Source organism: Arthrobacter sp. 05T423, from assembly GCF_056396245.1.
The window spans coordinates 119,932-138,107 of sequence record NZ_JBFTLC010000005.1; the positions used below are offsets into that span (position 1 = coordinate 119,932).

General features: G+C 65.6%; 18 protein-coding genes, 1 tRNA gene and 2 pseudogenes. 6 read left to right on the top strand and 15 right to left on the bottom strand.

Annotated features, from left to right (window positions below; all coding sequences use genetic code 11):
* Positions 1-111: 111 nt before the first annotated feature.
* Genes AC1DFE_RS06240 through pdhA form a run of 3 tightly spaced genes read right to left on the bottom strand, consistent with a single transcriptional unit; the run spans position 112 to position 3,670 of the window.
* Entirely contained in the window at positions 112-1,476 is a 1,365-nt protein-coding gene (locus AC1DFE_RS06240) for a dihydrolipoamide acetyltransferase family protein (protein ID WP_476905039.1), read from the bottom strand.
* An 8-nt stretch (positions 1,477-1,484) separates the two neighbouring features.
* Positions 1,485-2,495, bottom strand: coding sequence for an alpha-ketoacid dehydrogenase subunit beta (locus AC1DFE_RS06245; protein WP_476905040.1), 1,011 nt, complete (start codon positions 2,493-2,495; stop codon positions 1,485-1,487).
* Entirely contained in the window at positions 2,495-3,670 is a 1,176-nt protein-coding gene (pdhA, locus tag AC1DFE_RS06250; protein WP_476905041.1) for a pyruvate dehydrogenase (acetyl-transferring) E1 component subunit alpha, read from the bottom strand. Before pdhA ends, AC1DFE_RS06245 begins: the two co-directional genes overlap by 1 nt.
* Before the next feature lie 196 nt (positions 3,671-3,866).
* Here pdhA and AC1DFE_RS06255 point away from each other — a divergent pair, with 196 nt between their 5' ends.
* The 5 genes and pseudogenes from AC1DFE_RS06255 to AC1DFE_RS06275 all read left to right on the top strand — a co-directional run.
* Complete coding sequence (locus AC1DFE_RS06255; RefSeq protein ID WP_476905042.1) at positions 3,867-4,340, top strand: Lrp/AsnC family transcriptional regulator; 474 nt, start codon at positions 3,867-3,869, stop codon at positions 4,338-4,340.
* A gap of 385 nt (positions 4,341-4,725) precedes the next feature.
* Entirely contained in the window at positions 4,726-5,109 is a 384-nt protein-coding gene (locus AC1DFE_RS06260; RefSeq protein WP_476905043.1) for a hypothetical protein, read from the top strand.
* 127 nt (positions 5,110-5,236) lie between these two features.
* Positions 5,237-5,641 (top strand): DUF4383 domain-containing protein, encoded by a 405-nt coding sequence (locus AC1DFE_RS06265; RefSeq protein ID WP_476905044.1) that lies wholly within the window; start codon positions 5,237-5,239, stop codon positions 5,639-5,641.
* A 6-nt stretch (positions 5,642-5,647) separates the two neighbouring features.
* Positions 5,648-6,247, top strand: coding sequence for a hypothetical protein (locus tag AC1DFE_RS06270; RefSeq protein ID WP_476905045.1), 600 nt, complete (start codon positions 5,648-5,650; stop codon positions 6,245-6,247).
* A gap of 158 nt (positions 6,248-6,405) precedes the next feature.
* Positions 6,406-6,682 (top strand): annotated as a pseudogene (locus tag AC1DFE_RS06275) (cation acetate symporter); the annotation flags it as partial.
* Between the two features lie 38 nt (positions 6,683-6,720).
* On the opposite strand, the gene AC1DFE_RS06280 reads toward AC1DFE_RS06275, so the two are convergent.
* The 6 genes from AC1DFE_RS06280 to rpsB all read right to left on the bottom strand — a co-directional run bounded on the left by AC1DFE_RS06280 (position 6,721) and on the right by rpsB (position 11,721).
* Positions 6,721-7,308, bottom strand: coding sequence for a DivIVA domain-containing protein (locus tag AC1DFE_RS06280; protein ID WP_476905046.1), 588 nt, complete (start codon positions 7,306-7,308; stop codon positions 6,721-6,723).
* 121 nt (positions 7,309-7,429) lie between these two features.
* Complete coding sequence (locus AC1DFE_RS06285) at positions 7,430-8,353, bottom strand: phosphatidate cytidylyltransferase (RefSeq protein ID WP_476905047.1); 924 nt, start codon at positions 8,351-8,353, stop codon at positions 7,430-7,432.
* A complete protein-coding gene (frr, locus tag AC1DFE_RS06290; RefSeq protein ID WP_476905048.1) occupies positions 8,353-8,910 on the bottom strand; it encodes a ribosome recycling factor in 558 nt (185 codons plus the stop codon). The genes AC1DFE_RS06285 and frr overlap by 1 nt, the downstream gene beginning before the upstream one ends.
* A 97-nt stretch (positions 8,911-9,007) precedes the next feature.
* Entirely contained in the window at positions 9,008-9,745 is a 738-nt protein-coding gene (gene pyrH, locus AC1DFE_RS06295) for a UMP kinase (RefSeq protein WP_476905049.1), read from the bottom strand.
* Between the two features lie 124 nt (positions 9,746-9,869).
* A complete protein-coding gene (tsf, locus tag AC1DFE_RS06300; protein WP_190606903.1) occupies positions 9,870-10,706 on the bottom strand; it encodes a translation elongation factor Ts in 837 nt (278 codons plus the stop codon).
* A 127-nt stretch (positions 10,707-10,833) separates the two neighbouring features.
* Positions 10,834-11,721, bottom strand: a complete 888-nt coding sequence (gene rpsB / locus AC1DFE_RS06305; protein WP_476905050.1) for a 30S ribosomal protein S2 — start codon at positions 11,719-11,721, stop codon at positions 10,834-10,836.
* Positions 11,722-12,145: 424 nt separating this feature from the next.
* On the opposite strand from rpsB, the pseudogene AC1DFE_RS06310 reads away from it, so the two are divergent.
* Positions 12,146-12,718, top strand: a pseudogene (locus AC1DFE_RS06310) (M23 family metallopeptidase); the annotation flags it as partial.
* 59 nt (positions 12,719-12,777) lie between these two features.
* Here the strand turns inward: AC1DFE_RS06310 and AC1DFE_RS06315 are convergent.
* The 6 genes from AC1DFE_RS06315 to AC1DFE_RS06340 all read right to left on the bottom strand — a co-directional run bounded on the left by AC1DFE_RS06315 (position 12,778) and on the right by AC1DFE_RS06340 (position 18,146).
* The gene (locus AC1DFE_RS06315; protein WP_476905051.1) at positions 12,778-13,968 is read right to left on the bottom strand and encodes an acyl-CoA dehydrogenase family protein; all 1,191 of its coding nucleotides are present in this window, start codon (positions 13,966-13,968) and stop codon (positions 12,778-12,780) included.
* A gap of 142 nt (positions 13,969-14,110) precedes the next feature.
* Positions 14,111-14,184, bottom strand: a tRNA-Ile gene (locus AC1DFE_RS06320).
* Between the two features lie 189 nt (positions 14,185-14,373).
* The gene (locus AC1DFE_RS06325; RefSeq protein WP_476905052.1) at positions 14,374-15,570 is read right to left on the bottom strand and encodes a glycosyltransferase; all 1,197 of its coding nucleotides are present in this window, start codon (positions 15,568-15,570) and stop codon (positions 14,374-14,376) included.
* 107 nt (positions 15,571-15,677) lie between these two features.
* Positions 15,678-16,586: a DMT family transporter gene (locus AC1DFE_RS06330; protein ID WP_476905053.1), complete on the bottom strand. Its 909-nt coding sequence runs from the start codon at positions 16,584-16,586 to the stop codon at positions 15,678-15,680.
* Positions 16,586-17,209, bottom strand: a complete 624-nt coding sequence (locus tag AC1DFE_RS06335) for a CDP-alcohol phosphatidyltransferase family protein (protein ID WP_476905054.1) — start codon at positions 17,207-17,209, stop codon at positions 16,586-16,588. The genes AC1DFE_RS06330 and AC1DFE_RS06335 overlap by 1 nt, the downstream gene beginning before the upstream one ends.
* A gap of 55 nt (positions 17,210-17,264) precedes the next feature.
* Positions 17,265-18,146: a phage holin family protein gene (locus AC1DFE_RS06340; protein WP_476905055.1), complete on the bottom strand. Its 882-nt coding sequence runs from the start codon at positions 18,144-18,146 to the stop codon at positions 17,265-17,267.
* Between the last annotated feature and the right edge of the window lie 30 nt (positions 18,147-18,176).

Here is an 18,176-nt window from a genome sequence, read left to right on the forward strand (position 1 = left end):
CAGGTCCGCAGCCAAAACGGGGCACTTTGACACGGACACGCCGGGTTTTGGCGATAATAGCCCTATTGCGGCTTCAAAGTGCCCCGTCTTGGTTCCTGGAAAATCCCGGGGCTAGGCCATCGCGAAGGCCATGCCAGGGTCGGCGAGAAGCGCGCCTACGTCCGCCAGGAACCTGGATCCCTGCTCGCCGTCAACCAGCCGGTGGTCGAAGGCGAGGCTCAGTGTCATGACCTGCCGCAGGGCGACCTGGTCCTGGTACTCCCACGGGGTTTTGCGCACGGCGCCCACGGCGAGGATCGCGGCCTCCCCGGGGTTGAGGATGGGCGTGCCGGCGTCGATCCCGAAGACGCCGATGTTGGTGATGGAGATGGTGCCGCCGGAGAGGTCCGCCGGACTGGTCTTGCCGGCCCTGGCGGTGTCCGTCAGCTCGGCGAGCGCCGTGGAGAGGTCGGCGAGCGCCAGTCGGTCGGCGTCCTTGATGTTGGGAACCGTGAGGCCGCGTGGGGTTGCGGCCGCGATGCCGAGGTTCACGTAGTTGAACTGCACGATCTCCTGATTGGCTTCATCCCACTTGGCGTTGACGCCCGGATTGCGCCGCAGGGCGATGAGGACAGCCTTGGCCACAAGGGTCAGCGGCGTGAGCTTGTGGCCGGCAAAGGCCTTGCTTTCCTTCAGTCTGGCCAGCAGTTCCATGGCCGGTGTGACGTCGACGGTGAGGAATTCCGTCACGTGCGGAGCTGTAAAGGCGCTGCTGACCATGGCGGCGGCGGTGTATTTGCGGACACCCTTGATCGGCGTGCGCACCTCGCGTTCACCCGGGACCGGCACGGGTTGGAACGCCTCTTCGTGTGGCGCCGTTTCCTGCTGCGCCGCCGCGGGATGGTCCCCGCCCCCGACGAAATTATGGAGGTCGTCACGGGTAATTAAGCCGCCGGGGCCGGTCCCCGCCACCTGCTCCAGATCCACGCCGAGGTCCTTGGCAAGCTTCCGGACCGGCGGTGTGGAACGCGGGCGCTCGGTGGGGTTGGTCTCCGCAGGTTTGGTTTCGACAGGTTCAACCAAGGGGGCGGGCTTAACCGGGGGGTTCTTGGTTTCGGCGGGCTCGACCAGCGTGCGCTGCCGGCGGACGGGACGGCCGGTGCTTTCGACGACGGCGCCGTACCCGACGAGGTTGGGTTCCCTCTTGGGGAGCGGCGCCTCGGCCGGAGCGGCAGCGCGAGGCTGATTGTCGGCGTCGTCCTTTACCTCGAACGAGACGATCGGCTTGCCCACCTCGACAACGGTCCCCGGCTGCTCATGCAGGGCAGTGATCACGCCAGCGAACGGTGAGGGCAGCTCCACCACGGCTTTGGCGGTCTCCACCTCTGCGATGATCTGGTTCAGGCTGACGGTGTCCCCGACCCCCACCTTCCAGCTGACGATTTCGGATTCGGTCAGCCCCTCGCCGAGGTCGGGCAGCCGGAATTCCTTGATCATTGTGGCGGTCATCCTTCCAGCCCGCTCAGCGAATTCGGCCGGCCCAGCGCGCGGTCCACGCCGTCGAGGATCCGGTCCAGGTTCGGAAGGTGGTGCATTTCCACCTTCGAGTAGGGGTACGGCACGTCAAAGCCGGTGATTCGGACCGGTGCCGCCTCCAGATGGTAGAAGCAGCGCTCTGTGATGCTGGCCGCAACCTCGGCGCCGAGGCCGCCGGACTGCCCGGCCTCGTGGGTGATCACCAGCCGGCCGGTCTTGCGGACCGAGGCCTCCACGGTGGCGAAATCCACCGGAGCCAGCGACCGCAGGTCAATGACCTCGACGGAGACGCCTTCGTCAGCGGCCGCAGTGGCTGCATCGCGGGCCGTCTTCACCAGCGGCCCGTAGGCGACGAGCGTGACGTCGCTGCCGTCCGTGACCACGCGGGCCTGGCCCATCGGCGTCGCTGAAGCGGGATCGAGCAGCTCGTCGACTTCGCCTTTGTCGTGGTAGCGGCGCTTGGGCTCGAAGAACACCACGGGGTCGTCGCAGGAAATGGCCTGCTGGATCATGGTGTGGGCATCCTGCGGGCTGGCCGGGGTGACCACCCGCAGGCCTGCCGTGTGGGCGAAGTAGGCCTCCGGCGACTCGGAGTGGTGCTCGGGCGACCCAATGCCTCCGCCGAACGGGATGCGGATGGTGATGGGCATCTTCACGGTGCCGCGGGTGCGGTAGTGGAGTTTCGCCACCTGAGACACGATCTGGTCGAAGGCGGGGTAGACGAAACCGTCGAACTGGATTTCCACGACCGGCCGGTACCCGCGGTAGGCCAGGCCAACAGCGGTGCCCACGATGCCGGATTCGGCCAGGGGCGTGTCCACGACGCGGTGCTGGCCGAAGTCCTTTTGCAGCCCATCCGTCACACGGAAGACGCCGCCCAGGGTGCCAATGTCCTCGCCCATGAGGACCACCTTGCGATCGTTGTCGAGGGATCTGCGAAGGCCCGAATTTATTGCCCGCGCAAAGGTCATCTGCGTCATCAGCGTGCACCTTCTTCATGTGTAGCCCCTGCGGGATCGCCGAAGGAGGCAAGGTAACGGGAGTAGTGGTCCTGCTGGCGGTCCAGCCAGGAGTTAGGGGTGCTGTACACGTGCTTGAAGACGTCCAGGGGTTCGGGATCCGGCATGCCGATGCAGCCGGCGCGCAGCTCACGGGCGACTGCGTCCGCCTTGGTCCGCACGGCGGCTTCGAACTCCTCGGTGAACAGACCCTTCCGGTCAAGCAGTGCGTGGACCCGGCCGATCGGATCCTTGGCCGCCCAATCCTCGAGTTCGTTGGGATCGCGGTACCGGGTGGGATCATCCGCGGTCGTATGCGGGCCCATCCTGTAGGTGACGGCCTCGATGAAGGTGGGGCCGCCGCCCCGGCGGGCGCGGTCGAGGGCGACCCGCGTGGCAGCCATGACGGCCAGCACGTCGTTGCCGTCCACCCGCATGCTGGGAATTCCGAATCCGGTCCCGCGTTCCACCAGCTGCGTGTGGGACTGGAGGCGCACCGGCTCGGAAATGGCCCACTGGTTGTTTTGGCAGAAGAACACGAGGGGCACCTGGAAGCTCGCAGCGAAGACCATGGCCTCGTTGACATCGCCCTCGCTGGTGGCGCCGTCGCCGAAGTACACGATGGCCGCGGAGTCGGCACCGTCGTTCTGGATTCCCATGGCGTAGCCGGTGGCGTGCAGCGTCTGCGCGCCGATGACTATCTGCGGGATGGCCATGTTGACCGTGTACGGGTCCCAGCCGCCGGAAGCAGCGCCGCGCCAGACCCGCAGGATGTCCTTCAGGTCCACCCCGCGGCAGTAGGCCACACCGTTCTCGCGATAGCTGGGAAAAATAAAGTCGTCATCCCGCAGCGAACGCACGGATCCCACCTGCGAGGCCTCCTGGCCCAGCAGCGGAGGCCAAAGGCCCAGTTCGCCCTGGCGCTGCAGTGCAGTTGCCTCTTTGTCGATCCGGCGGATCACCACCAGGTCCTCATAGAGCGAGCACAGCTGCTCGTCCGACACCTCCCTGACCCAGGGATCGTACTCTGGATGGCTAACGCGCTCCCCCGCAGGGGTAATCAGCTGAACCATGTCGTGGCCAGCGCCACCCTGGTGCCCTGCCTTGTTGTCCCGGCCGGCGGCTGTTCCGCCCTGGCCCGCATCGTCTGTCACCACTGTTGCCGCAACCTTCTGACGTCGTGTAACCATCCCGCGGCAGGACTCGTGATACCGCCGCATTCCGGCCTCCCGGGCGCCTTTGCCCCGGTTAATTGTGACCCTACTCACAATGCTCAGGAGGTACAACCACCAGGCTTGAAACTGAGCACAATGCACTGTTTGGCGGCCACAGACCGTGCTAGCCTTGCGCATTATGCAAGCTTTGGATGGCACGGACACCCGGCTTCTGACTGCCCTGGCACAGGACCCGCGCCGCACAGTGGTGGCGCTGGCCGAGAAGCTCGGACTCTCCCGCAATACAGTCCAGGCGCGCATGGCCCAGCTCGAGAAGAAGCACGTCTTCCTCTCGTTCGAGCGGCGCATCAATCCGGCGTCCCTGGGCTATCCGCTGATGGCTTTCATCTCGGTACATGTCCAGCAGCAAAAGCTTGGCTCCCTCGCCGATGAGCTGGCGGCCGTGCCGGAGATCCTCGAGGGCTACGGCCTGACGGGCTCGGCCGACCTGCTGTTGCGTGTGGTGGCACTGGATGCGGAAGACCTCTTCCGGATCAACGGGAAGATCCTGGCCTGCGACGGCGTCGAGCGGACGGATACGGCACTGGCCATGGGTGACCTGATACCTTTCCGGATCCAGCCGCTGCTTGACCGCAGGTCCGCGGGAGACTGACCGCTGGACCGACGACCGTAACCACGGGAAAATATCAGTGTTCCGGGGTGTGGACGCTATAGGCTATTCCTCAAACGTTGACCGGGCGCCGGCTGTGCCCCGTTAGTCGGAGCACCGCTGGTGCGGTGCCGGAAAGGCCCCACCTTTGAGCACCCCTCCGCTCCCCCCACAGCAGCCCGGCGCGCAACAGCCCGGTCCTCAGCAGCCGGGCGCTTACGGTCCTGGCCCCCAGCAGGGCAGCCCCCAGCAGCCCGGCCCCCACCAACCGGGTCCCCGGCAGCCCCCTGGCCGGCGGGCGCTTCCGTCTTCTCCGTTCGGTTTGCCGGGCCTGCCGCCGCCCCGGAGCCGCAAGGGTCTTTGGATCGTCCTGGGCATTGTGGCAGGCGTGCTGTTGCTGGTGACGGTGGGAGTGCTGCTTCTGGTGAACCTCGTGGGCGGGTCCACCCGGCATGCCGGGGACCTCGCGGACAGCTTCACCAAGCTGGTCATCGCCGGTGACACGGACAAGGCATACAACGACTACATGGACCCCAGCCTCAAGGAGCAGCTGAGTCGGGAGAAATTCGCTTCCGGCATCAAGAGCCTCCAGCTGGACCCGTCCTGTACCACGGCCTACGACGACCTCAAAGTCAGCACCGAGAACGGCAACAACATCGCGGACGTGGCAGGACTCATCAAGTGCGACGGGAAGGACATTGAACTGGTGTACCGTTTCGCCGGCAAGGACGACCTGAAGCTGGTCACCATCAAGCTCAGGCCAAAGGCCTGACCCCTCATCTGACCGCCCACCCATCCAAGCGCCAACCGGACCCGAATTGCTTCCGGGAGTCCCAGCCGGGGCCCCGCAAATCTGGCCAGGGCGCCTGCCCGGCCGGCAACCGGAAGGAATTTGGGCCATGCGCAACTCACCGAACCGTCTTATCGCCACGGTCTTCGGAGCCGTCTACCTGCTGGTGGGGCTCGTCGGCTTCGCCGTGACCTCGGGTGTCGGGTTCTTCTCCACCGAAGGCTCCAACCTGATCATCTTCGAGGTCAATCCGCTGCACAATGTGATCCACCTGGCCATCGGCGCCGCCCTGCTCTACGCGGGTGTCAAGGACTTGCAGCTGGCACGCACCGTCAATACTGCGGTGGGCGCGGTGTACCTGCTGGTGGGCATTCTCGGCCTGTTCCTGCTCACCTCGCCGCTCAACATCATTGCCCTCAACGGCGCGGACAACGTTCTGCACCTGGCGAGCGCCGTCCTGCTGCTGGGCGTCGGCCTGTCCCTGGACAAGGTCCCCGCCACGGCCCGCGCCTAGCAGACGATGACCAGCCAGGCCACCGCGGCTGTTCCGGCAGCGCAGGAAACGTTCCGTTCCGATGCCGTGCGGCTCGTCGCCGGTTTTGCCGGGCTCGGCGCGTCCGCGGTCAATCTGGCCGTATCCTCCAGCCTGTTTGCGGCTGCCGGCCCCGCCTTTCCCGGGCGGTCGGCCGGCGCCGCGGCCAGCCTGATCTGGGGAGTGGCCCTGCTGGTGTGGACAGTGACAGGGCTGAGCAGGAACCGTTACCCGGCGGCCCGGACCACTTCTGTCCTGCTGCCTGCCGCTGCCGCCGTGCACGTGGCGGCCATCGTGCTGGCCGCAGGCACCGGCATGGCTGGCCTGGGCATAAGCCACCTCGCAGCCCTGCTGCTCACCCTCATGATTCTCGCGGCCACATCATGGCTCGGCCGCTGGTCCCCGAATCTTCACGGCGGTTCGGGCCGCGGCACATCGCCCCGTCTGGGTGCTGGGCGGCTGCTCGCCGTTGCCTTCGCCGGGGCGCTGCTGGTTGCCGCCATCACGACGCCGGGACTCGCCGCTTCGACGGCAGGACAGTTCGCGGTGCCGCACGGTGAACACACCCGAGGCCACCACGCACCCTGAGGCGATGACCCACCCCCGACGGCGGCTGACACGTGAGGAGCCCCTGCGCCGTGCGCGGGGGCTCCTGCTTTGAGTGACCGGCTTTCAGCGACCCTAAAGGGCCAGTGCTCGACGGATTTCTCCGCGCCGACGCCGGTCAGCGACCGGACCTCCATCTCGTCCTGCTGCTGGGTATCTGGTGGCGGGGCCTGACCGACACCGGGGCGATTGCGGGGATGGTGACCGGCGGCCTGCTGTGCGGCGGCGCCATGGTGGCGGGAACAATTCTCGGCATGGCGGGGACGCCGCCGTGGCTGGCGCAGCCCGCCGCGTGGACCGGCAGCCTTTGCTGTGATGGTCCTGACGTCGCGTGCCACCAGTTCCCGGGTGCCGGGGACCGTCACCAGGGTGATGACCAGGCTGCACACGCCCGAGCGGCCGCTGGTGACGGAGCGCAAAGCGGGCTGGCCACGGAGCGCTGAGCGGGCTGGCCGTCAGTCGATGGCGGCCATCAGCTCGACCACCCGGTCGAGGAATGCGTCCACCTGGGTCTCCTCGTAGCCATCCTCGCCGGCCGCGGGACGGAAGACCGCGCGGCGCACGTTGTCAACGCTGAGGGGTTTGTCCTGTTCCAGGTAGCCGATCAGGTCCCGGCACAGGTTGTCCACGTCCCTGGTGTTGTAGCTGCGCGCCTTTTTCTTGGCCGGGCGGCGGAACCTCTCGCCGTCGGGCCGGTGAAGGCGGCCGCGCAGTGTCCCGGAAAGCTGCCCGATCTGACGGAGCCAGACGTCCTCGCCACGTTCTGCGATGAGGTCGTCCCGCTCCCGGCGGGCGAAGGCGTCCTCAAGCCGGTCAAGTGCGGCGTCCACGGCGACGGCCGAGTACCCGCCCTTGACGGGGTCGAAGGAGACGGACCGGACATCAGCGCTTTTGATGGGGTGGGCGGCGGCCTCGGGCGTCTCCAGTGATACGCGGGCCTGCTGCAGGAACTGGTCCACCTGCTTGGCGTTGTAGCCGTAGTCCGTCCGCGCCACGCGTTCAAACGACGCGGGAATCTGCCGCTTGCTGTCCACTCTCACCATGTTTCCTTCGATACTTCTTCGGCGGATCGTAACCGCATTATTCTAGGGTGTTGCGGAGGGCCGGGCGCCCGAGGCGCCCGCCGGGACAACCCGGCCCGGGAAACCCCAAGCCGGGCAAAACTTAGGCCCCGGAAAACAGGACGAACAGCATGAAGGCCACCGGCGAGGCGAACACGATCGAGTCCAGCCGGTCCATCACCCCGCCGTGTCCGGGCAGGATGCTGCTCATGTCTTTGACACCGAGTTCGCGTTTGACCATCGATTCGGCGAGGTCGCCGGCGGTGGCGGCCGCCACCATGCCGATCGCCAGCACAACGCCCACCCACCAGGGCTTGTTCAGCAGGAAGATGCTGGCCAGGATGCCAACGAGCATGGCGCCCGCGATAGATCCGGCGAAACCCTCCCAGGATTTCTTAGGGCTGATCTTTGGCGCCATGGGGTGCTTGCCCAGCCGGGCGCCCACGAGATAACCGAAGGTGTCGTTGGAAACCACCAGGAGCAGCAGGATCACAATCTGCCAGGCGCCCTCCGGCACAGTTCCGCCGGGCCACGGGCCCACCGGGGAAGCGCCGCCCTCCACATGGAGCGGCAGGGCGGCAAAACTGATTAGGAACGGTACCCAGGCGAGGGTGAACACCCCGGCGAAAATGCTGCGGGCCGAACCCGTTGCACTCTCCACGGACCGCCAGAGAAGCACCGCCACACTGCTGGCCAGCATCGCGAACAGCAGGCTCTCCAAGCCGCCGAAGTAGGCCGAGAACGGCATGGCCGCCGTTCCCACCATGACCGGCACGATGGGCAGCCGTGTGCCGTTCGCTTCGAGCGCGCGGAAGACCTCCCACACGCCGAAGACCGCGAAAGTGGTGACGACGGCAACAAAGCCGAGCGGCAGGAAGAGCAGCCCGCCGAGCACCGCAAGGAGCATAGCCAGGCCCACGATGATTGCTGCCGGCAGGTTGCGCCCGGCTCCAGGCGTGGGGTTGGGCCGTGGCTGGCGGGTCCGGGTTCGGGCCCGCGCGCCGGGGGCCTGCTGTGCCTGGCCCATCAGACCTCGAGCAGCTCAGCTTCCTTGCGCTTGAGGAGCTCGTCGATTCCGTCGACGTGCTGCTTGGTGATCACGTCGAGTTCCTTTTCGCCGCGGGTGCCCTCGTCCTCGCCGGCTTCTCCGTCCTTGACGAGCCGGTCCAGGGTTTCCTTGGCCTTGCGGCGGATGTTGCGGATGGACACCTTGGCGTCCTCACCCTTGGACTTGACGATCTTGACGTATTCCTTGCGGCGTTCCTTCGTCAGCTCAGGGATCGTGATGCGGATGACGTTGCCGTCGTTGGACGGATTGGCGCCGACCTCGGAGTCACTGAGTGCCCGTTCGATGTCCCGCAGGGCGGTCTTGTCGTAGGGGGTGATGAGGATGGTGCGGGCGTCGGGAACAGCGAAGGATGCCAACTGCTGCAGCGGGGTGGGGGTTCCGTAATACTCCACCATGACCTTGTTGTACAGGCCGGGCGTGGCACGGCCGGTGCGGATCGAGGCGAAGTCTTCCTTGGCTACCTCAACAGCCTTGTCCATCTTGTCCCCGGCTTCGAGCAAGGTTTCTTCGATCACGATCTCTCCTCAGAAATTGGTTCCCGGCCAACCGGGCATTTCACAATCCTGGTCCCGCCCAATGGGCGGAACCGTCCTAGAAATATCCTAGCTGTAACTAGGGTGTGACCAGCGTTCCGAGCTTTTCGCCGCGGATAGCGCGCGTGACGTTGCCTTCGCCTTCCATGCCGAACACCACCATGGAGAGCTTGTTGTCCTTGCACATGGTCATTGCGGTCTGGTCCATGACCCGGATGTCGCGGCGGAGCGCGTCGTCGTAGCTGAGCTTTTCCAGCTTCTCCGCCGTCGGGTCCTTCTTCGGGTCGGCGGTGTACACGCCGTCCACGCCACTCTTGGCCATGAGCACCACGTCCGCGTGGACCTCGAGTGCACGCTGGGCGGCCACGGTGTCCGTGGAGAAGTACGGCAGGCCCGCGCCCGCACCGAAGATGACCACACGGTTCTTCTCCATGTGGCGGATGGCACGGCGCGGAATGTAGGCCTCGGCCACCTGTCCCATGGTGATGGCGCTCTGGACCCGGGTCTCGACGCCGGCCTGCTCCAGGAAGTCCTGCAGGGCGAGGCAGTTCATGACGGTTCCCAGCATGCCCATGTAGTCGGCACGCGAACGGTCCATGCCGCTCTGGGACAGTTCGGCACCCCGGAAGAAGTTACCGCCGCCCACCACGATGGCCACCTCGACGTCGGGAACGGCGGCTGCGATCTGCTTGGCTACTGCGCGGACGGTGTCCGGGTCGACGCCCAGCTTGCCGCCGCCGAAGACTTCACCGGACAGCTTCAGGAGAACCCGGCGCCTGCTCTTCTCTGACTGGACGGGAGTGTTGACGGCTTCCATGGTGCCTTCCGGTTGTTGAACTCTGAGCTAGGTTATCGCGCATCCGGCCAGCGCTCACATTCTTATGTGGCCGGTGCATGCAAAAGGGGCGGCCACCGAAGTGGCCACCCCCTTGCGTGTCAGACTAGGAGCCGACGCGGAAACGCGTGAAGGCAGTTCCCTTGACGCCGGCCTCTTCGAGGACCTGCGCCACAGACTTCTTGGCGTCCTTGGCGAATGCCTGGTCAACCAGGACCTCACCCTTGTAGAAGCCGGTAACGCGGCCTTCGACGATCTTGGTCATCGCAGCTTCGGGCTTGCCCTCGGCCTTTGCGGTTTCCTCGGCAATGCGGCGCTCGGATTCGACGAGCTCGGCCGGAACGTCCTCACGGGAGAGGTAGTTCGGAGCCATGGCGGCGACGTGAACGGCAACATCGTGCGCGGCGGTGGCAGCTGCTTCGCCTTCACCGTCAACCGCGAACAGGACGCCGACCTGGGCCGGGAGGTCCTTGGACGTCTTGTGCAGGTAGGCATCAACCGTGGCACCCTCGATGCGGGAAATGCGGCGGACAACAACCTTCTCGCCGAGGATAGCGCCCTCTTCGACGACTACCTCGGACAGCGGCTTGCCGTCTACATCGGTGGCGAGCAGGGTCTCGAGGTCGGCAGCGCCGGACTCGACGGCGATGGCCAGGACCTTGTCAGCCAGCTGGATGAACTTGTCGGCCTTGGCGACGAAGTCGGTCTCGCAGTTGACCTCGATCATTACGCCAACGCCACCCTCGACCTTGGCAGCAACCAGGCCTTCAGCGGTGGAGCGGCCTTCGCGCTTGGTGGCGCCCTTCAGACCCTTGATGCGGATGATCTCGATCGCCTTCTCGGCGTCGCCGTTGGCTTCGTCAAGAGCCTTCTTGACATCCATCATGCCGGCGCCGGTGCGCTCGCGCAGAGCCTTGATATCAGCGGCAGTGTAGTTCGCCATGTGAACCCCTCTGTCTAGAAAATTTTTTGTGTGTACGGACCGACAGGACGGCAGCTCACCAGGTGAGCGGCCATCCTGTCAGTTGCCCGGACGCTGCGGACAGCGCCCGGAAATCCCGATGAAGTTGTTACTTCGCGGAGTCGGTGCCCTCGGCAGCAGCCGGGGCTTCCTCGGCGGCGGGAGCAGCCTCGGCAGCCGGAGCTTCCTCGGCGGCGGGAGCAGCCTCCGCAGCCGGAGCTTCCTCAGCCTTGCTGCCTTCGAGGAGCTCGCGCTCCCACTCAGCCAGCGGCTCTTCCGGGGTTTCGGTGGTGCCGGTTGCGCGCTGGTTGCGGGCGATGAGGCCCTCAGCGACGGCGTCAGCAACAACGCGGGTCAGGAGGTTCACGGAGCGGATGGCGTCGTCGTTGCCCGGGATCGGGAAGTCGACTTCGTCCGGATCGCAGTTGGTGTCCAGGATGGCCACCACAGGGATATTGAGCTTCTTGGCCTCGTCAACAGCCAGGTGCTCCTTCTTGGTGTCAACAACCCACAGCACGGACGGTGCCTTGGTCAGGTTGCGGATACCGCCGAGGTTGGACTCGAGCTTGGTGAGCTCACGGCGCAGGAGCAGCAGTTCCTTCTTGGTGTAAGCGGAGCCTGCGACGTCGTCGAAGTCGATCTCTTCGAGTTCCTTCATGCGCTGGATTCGCTTGGCAACAGTCTGGAAGTTGGTGAGCATACCGCCGAGCCAACGCTGGTTGACGTACGGCTGGCCAACGCGGGTGGCCTGCTCAGCGATGGCTTCCTGAGCCTGCTTCTTGGTGCCGACGAACAGCACGGTGCCGCCGTGGGCGACGGTGGCCTTGACGAACTCGTAGGCGCGGTCGATGTAGGACAGCGACTGCTGGAGGTCAATGATGTAGATGCCGTTGCGCTCGGTGAAGATGAACCGCTTCATCTTCGGGTTCCAACGGCGGGTCTGGTGTCCAAAGTGGACGCCGCTGTCAAGCAGCTGGCGCATAGTTACGACGGGCATGCCGACGCTCCTTCCGGCAGGTCATTCATGAGAGCGGCCGCGGCCGTTCTTACCCTGCCAATAGTTGACGGTTATTTAGCCTGGCCCCGGACGGGCACAAGCTCCTGGCATCCATTGCACATCTCATCAGGACCGTTGCCGGACCTGACCGCAAGAGGCACAATCCTCCGCAGCAGCAAGCAACTGCTTGCCGGAAGTGGAGGGCTGGATACGCGTAGTCAGCTGCTGCTCCCCCGCACTCCTGAATGGGGCGTGCTGACGCTACCCACGAAAATGGAATGCGTTGAGGGCACAGCAAACTGCTCCACCAAGTGTACTACAGCAGCCCGTGGCAAAAGCACCGGTTCCGCCGCACGGGGCAGGGTTTTCCACATACGCCACAGGCCCCGTTCCGGCAGGCGAATCCGGCGTCCATGCTGGGGACATGAAAGCCTACGCAATGGCGGCGCTGCTCCTGCTTACGACGGCGGCCGCCGCACCCTCCGCCGCACCCTCACCACTGAGCGTTCCGGCAGTTTCCGGCGTTCCGGCAGTTTCCGGTGTTCTGGCAGTTTCCGGTTCCACACCGCTGGCGGCGAGTAGTCCGGCGCCGGCGGGGTGGAGCTGGCCGCTTGCCCCGCGGCCGGTGGTCTTGCGTCCGTTCGATCCGCCGGACAAGCCGTGGCTGAGCGGTCACCGGGGCGTTGATCTTGCAGCGGTGTCCGACGGCGGCTCGGTCACCGCGCCGGAGTCCGGCACCGTCAGCTTTGTGGGCGTCGTGGTGGACCGGCCTGTCATCACCATCGACCACGGCAACGGCCTCCGCAGCAGCTTCGAACCGGTGCGGAGCACGCTCAAGTGGGGCGCCTCCGTGGCCAAGGGTGCCGTGGTGGGCGTCCTGCTGTCCGGCCACTGCGGCCCGTCCCCGTGTGTGCACTGGGGCGTCCGCCGAGGCGAGGAATACCTCAATCCCCTGTCCTTCATCCTGGACCTGAGGCCCTCAGTGCTGCTGCCGCTGATGGGCAGCGGGCCCCGGGCGGCTAGTCGGGGCAACCGTGCGGCTGGACGGGGCGCTGACTACACGATGGCGGAGATGCCGGTGATAGCCCGGCCGGCCACCAGGGTGTTCACTTCGTGGGTGCCCTCGTAGGAATAGATCGCCTCGGCGTCGGCAAAGATCTTGGCCATTTCAAAGTCCGTCACGATGCCGTTTCCGCCGAGGAGGCTGCGGCCGATGGCAACGCTCTCCCGCATCCGTGCGGTGGTGAAGGCCTTGGCGAGGGCGGACTGCTCATCCCTGGCCTCGCCTGCATCCTCGAGCTGGGAGAGCCGGACCATCATGCCCATGGAGCTGACCGCGTTCCCCAGGATCTGGACCAGCTGGCTCTGCACGAGCTGGAACGAGGCCAGCGGGCGCCCGAACTGACGCCGCTCCACGGCGTAGCGCCGGGCCACATCGAAGGCTGCGAGCTGCTGGCCCACCGCCTGCCAGGCCACGGCGAGACGGGTGACCTTCAGGACCTTGTTGGTGTCGCGGAAGCTGTTGGCGTTGGCCAGCTTGAAGAAGTCCGGCACCGCCACATTCTCGAGGGTGATGTCGGCGTTCTGCACGGTCCGCAGCGAGATCTTGTTTTCGATCTTCGTGGCGCTATACCCGGGCAGCCCGGTGTCCACAAGGAATGCCTTGACCTGGTTGTCAGCCACATCCCGTGCGTACACCATCACCCAGTCGGAGAAAGTTGCGTTGCCGATCCAGCGTTTGGCCCCGTTTAGGATCCAGCGGTCACCGTCCCGCCGGGCCGTGGTGCGTGTGCCGCCGGCGACGTCGGATCCGCCCAGCGGCTCCGTCAGCCCAAAGGCCCCGATCTTGCGCAGCGAATAGATGTCCGGCAGCCAGGCATCCTGCTGCTCCCGGGACGCCAGGGCTTCGATGGACCCGGTGAAGAGGCCGTCGTGGACACCCATGAAGGTGGCGATGGACGTGTCCGCGCGGGTGACCTCCGCATGAACAATCCCGGCGAAAAGGTTGGAATGGCCCTGGCGCCGCACCGGGCTGACGAGGTCGAGCTCGGCCAGCTTGGGAATCAGGTCCAAGGGGAATTCGCCGCGATTCCAGCAGTCCACAGCTATCGGTTTCACTTCCCTGGCCAGGAAGGAACGCACCTCGGCCAGCCGGTCACGCTCCTTGGAACTGAGCAACTGCTCGAAGGAGTAGAAGTCGCCGTCAGCGTAGGGCAGGCTGTTGACGTCAGTTTCAGCGGCGGACATGGCGCTCCTTCGCGGTGTCCGGCGGCCGCGAGAGAACAAAGGCACGGCGCCGGCAGGATAGTTACTGCTCAGTAACATATCCCAACGGTGCGGAAAATGGGAAAGAGCCCTGATCCGCGGGACGCAGATCAGGGCTCTGAGGTAGGGCTACTCGGACTTGAACCGAGGACCTTAGGATTATGAGTCCCGCGCTCTAACCAGCTGAGCTATAGCCCCATGCACCAGTCCCGTTTACCGGGACGCCCGGCCGGCGCCGGCCCGTGAGGGGCCCATCGTCGGCAGGGACGATTCACTCTAGCAAACCGGTGACGGGCTTCAGACCACTTCAGACGACGCGGAGCACAAACGGCCCTGGCCGCCGACGACAGCGACCCCGGACGGCACTGGCCCCGGACGGCCTTGGCCTCAAACGACCTTGTCCTCGTAGTTCGCCCCGTAATAGAGGTCCTCAAACGTCTGCAGGGTCCCCTGGAGGCTGTGCGGTTCCACCATGCACCGGCTGGCGTCGCCCATGGCTTTCCGTTCTTCGGCCGGCAGCCGGAAAATCCGGGTGATCTTCGCCGCCAGGTCCGCGCTGTCATTGGGCGTAAACAGGTAGCCGTTTTCGCCGTCGCGCACCAAGTGCGGGAGCGCCATGGCGTCTGCCAGCAGGACGGGCGTGGATGCGGACATCGCCTCCAGCGTGACCAGCGACTGCAGTTCCGCGGTACCGGGCATGCAGAACAGGTCGGCCCGGATGTAGGCCTCACGGAGTTCGTCGTCGCTGGCCAGGCCCAGGAACTTCACCCGGCCCTGCATCCCAAGCCGGTCCACCAGGGCCTCGAGCGACGGACGCACCTCCCCGCCGCCGACGATTTCAAGATGGACGTTCAGGTCGGCCGGGGTGGCAGCAACTGCCTTGATCAGCACGTCCACGTGCTTCTCTTCGGCCAGGCGCCCGGCGAACAGCACGGTGGGGTGTTCGTGAGGCTCAATGACCTCGTCCGGCTTGGGCTCATAGGCTCCGGAGTCGATGCCGTTGGACAGGGGCAGCACCTTGCGCAGGAAGGCATGCTGGTGCATCGCCTTGGCGGCCAGCGGCGTGGGCGTGGTGACGACGTCCGCCTGGCCCATGACCTTCCCCATGTCCTTCCAGGAGATCTTCCCGATGATGTCCTTGAACCACTGCGGGAACGGCAGGAACGGGTTGAGGTTCTCCGGCATGAAGTGGTTGGTGGCTACGACCCTCACGCCGCGTTTCACGGCCTCATACAGGACGTGCTCGCCGATCATGTAGTGGCTTTGGATGTGCACCACGTCCGGCTGGACCTTGTCGAAAAGCAGGCTGATTTCCTTCTTGATCTCCCACGGGAAACAGACCCTGAAATATTCGTGCGTGAACACGCTGTGGGAGCGGAGGCGGTGGACTGTGGCTTCGGCGCGGAATTCCGTGAAGCTCTTGCCTTTGTCCTGCCGGCAGGCCAGCACGTGGACGTCGTGTCCCCGCGCCGTCATGCCCTTGGCCAGCCGGTAGCCGAACTGGGCGGCTCCGTTGACGTGGGGCGGGTAGGTGTCCGCCGCGATGAGGATGGTCAGTGGACGCTGGGCGTCAGGCATGGTCACGTAGAAAGCTCCTGGTGGTCATGGTGGTCGGCTGCGGCTGACCACACCGGCTGCTGCCGGCACGTGATGCCCTGGCACATTCTTGCCTGGTCCGCAGTGAAAATCGGTTAGTGGGACGCCCTGCCCGTGGCCTTCCGAACGTCCTTCTTCCGTTTGGTGACCTCGGGATGGTGTCTCGAGAGGGTGATTACCCCCACGATAGCAAGGGTTGCCGCGGTACCCATGGCAATCGCCAAGACGGCGTGGACGTCGGGGCGCAGTTCGCCGAGGATGGTGATGCCGATCGCGATGCCCACGATGGGGTCCACCACGGTGAGGCCTGCGATCACCAGGTCCGGCGGACCGGTGGAGTACGCGCTCTGGACGAACCAGGATCCCAGTCCCCCGGCCGCTGCGATGGCCACCACCGAGTACCACGGTACGTTCAGCAGGAACTGGCCGTTCGGATCCAGCAGGTGCCTGCCGATAATCCGGGTCAGCACGGCCACGAAACCAAACAGGATGCCTGCGCCGAGGATGTAAATGAACGCGCTCAAGCGGTGCTTGAACATGGCAGCGAGGCTTCCGAAGATGCCCACCGCGAGTGAAAGCAGCAGCACAATGGTGAGTTCGTCTTCAGGCGTGACATGGTGGCTTTCCTGCGTGACATTCACGGCAAGCAGGACGAACAGCGCCGATCCCGTGACGCACGCGGTGATCGCCACCACCGTGGCCCGGTTTATGCTCAGCCCCTGGTCCTTGGTGTTGACCACCGTGGTGATCACCAGCGCGATGGCGCCAATGGGCTGCACCACGGTAAGCGGTGCCGTGACCAGTGCTACGGAGTTCAAGGCCATGCCGAGGCAGAGCAGGAGGAGGCCAAAGACCCACCGGGGGTTCCGCAGCAGGCGCAGGAACCCATTGGAGCTCAGCGCAAGGCCTCCGGTGTCCCCCTTGACAGCGCTGCCCTGACGTTGGGCACCAAAGGCGAGGCAAAAAGCGCCCATGACCGCGAGCAAAACCGCAAGCCCGACCATCAGCCGTTCCCGCCGTCGTCCGCCGCCAGGGTCTTGCCCTTTCGCCGGATCGCCCAGAAATAGTTGTAGGCGGCAACCCAATGGCCGATGAGCCCCAGCCCGAGTACCACCCAGGCCGCGACGAAGCAGGCTTCGGCAAACGGGACCGACAGCTTGGACAGCACCAAAAGCGGAGTTCCCAGCAACAGCAGCCCCGTACGGGCCTTGCCCACGAGGCTGACGGGAAGGTCCGGGTGGCCCCGGAAGTAGAAGAGCGACATGGTCAGCAGGACGGCGTCGGGAACCACCAGCGCCGCCAGGTACCACCACTGCACGACGCCGGCGATCACCAGGGTGATCGCCACCGCTATCAGGGCCAACCGGTCGGCGATGGGGTCCATGACGCGCCCCAGCCTGGAGGCCTGGTTGAACCGCCTGGCGACATATCCGTCCACCCAGTCGGTGCTGCCCATGATGGCCAGCACCAGAACCGCAAATCCGTATTCCCTCTGGGCCAGCACAAGCCAGATGAAGATCGGCACGCCCATGAAGCGCAGTACGGTGAGGAGATTGGGAACGGTGTAGACCAGATCGCGATCGACATGCGGATGGCCGGGGCGGGAACCAGCGCCGATGAATCTCATCTGGCCTCCCTCGTCACGGCCGGCGGCGTCTTACAGTCTGCGTTCAGGGCAAGGCTCAGCTCTTGAAGAGTTTCCGGAGCAGAGTGAGCAGGACCGCGCTTGAGGCAGCGAGGACAAGGAGCGGCTTCCAGCGCGCCTCGAACTTGCCGGGCAGCGAGGCTGTCTGGGCACCGGAACGGGCCGACGCCGACATCGCAGCGAAGCGTTCGGCCGCACGTTCCCGGACTTCCTGGAACTTCTCGTTGCCTTCGGCGGCGCGATGCCTGGCAACGCCCAGCAGGGCCTGGGCCTGGGTCTTGACGTCCAGTTCCTCGCCCAACTCGTCCCGCACGCCGGTCAGGTGTTCACGGCGCTGCTTCAGGCGGCGCCGGAGTTCAGGCTCGGTGGCCACAGGCACGTCAACTGCTTCGGCAGCCTTCTTGGCTTCCTTGTCGGCCTTGGCCTTCGCCTTCTCGGCAGCCTTGGCTTCCGCCGCGGCCTTGGCCTGGGGCGAGTTGGGATCGAGGACGGCGGCGTCGAAGCCGGAGCCCTCCTTGGCGATGCCCAGGTCGTGCTTGAGGCCGCGGAAGGTGTCCTCCGGGACCAGCGGCATGGCCTGCTTGAACTTCCGGAGTCCGATGAGGCCGCCAATGAGTGCAATGAGCAGGAAGACAGCACTGACCAGCAGGGCCGCCAGCCAGGCCGGCATGATCGTGGCCAGGCCCATAATGGCGGCGACGATCAGCCCGGTGACCAGCAGGGCGAGGAAAACGGCGGCCACGCCGAAGAACGCACCGGCGACGCCGAGCTGCTTGCCTTTGCGCTTCGCTTCGATCTTGGCCAGGGCGATCTCGTCATTGAGCTGGCGCGGCGCAAGTTTGAGCGCGAGTTTCACCGTCTTTGGCAGCGCAGTGATACGCAGTCCTTGGTTGGTCCGCCCGCTATGACGCCCGCTCATAGGTTCCGCCTTACTGGTTCCGTCGTCGAT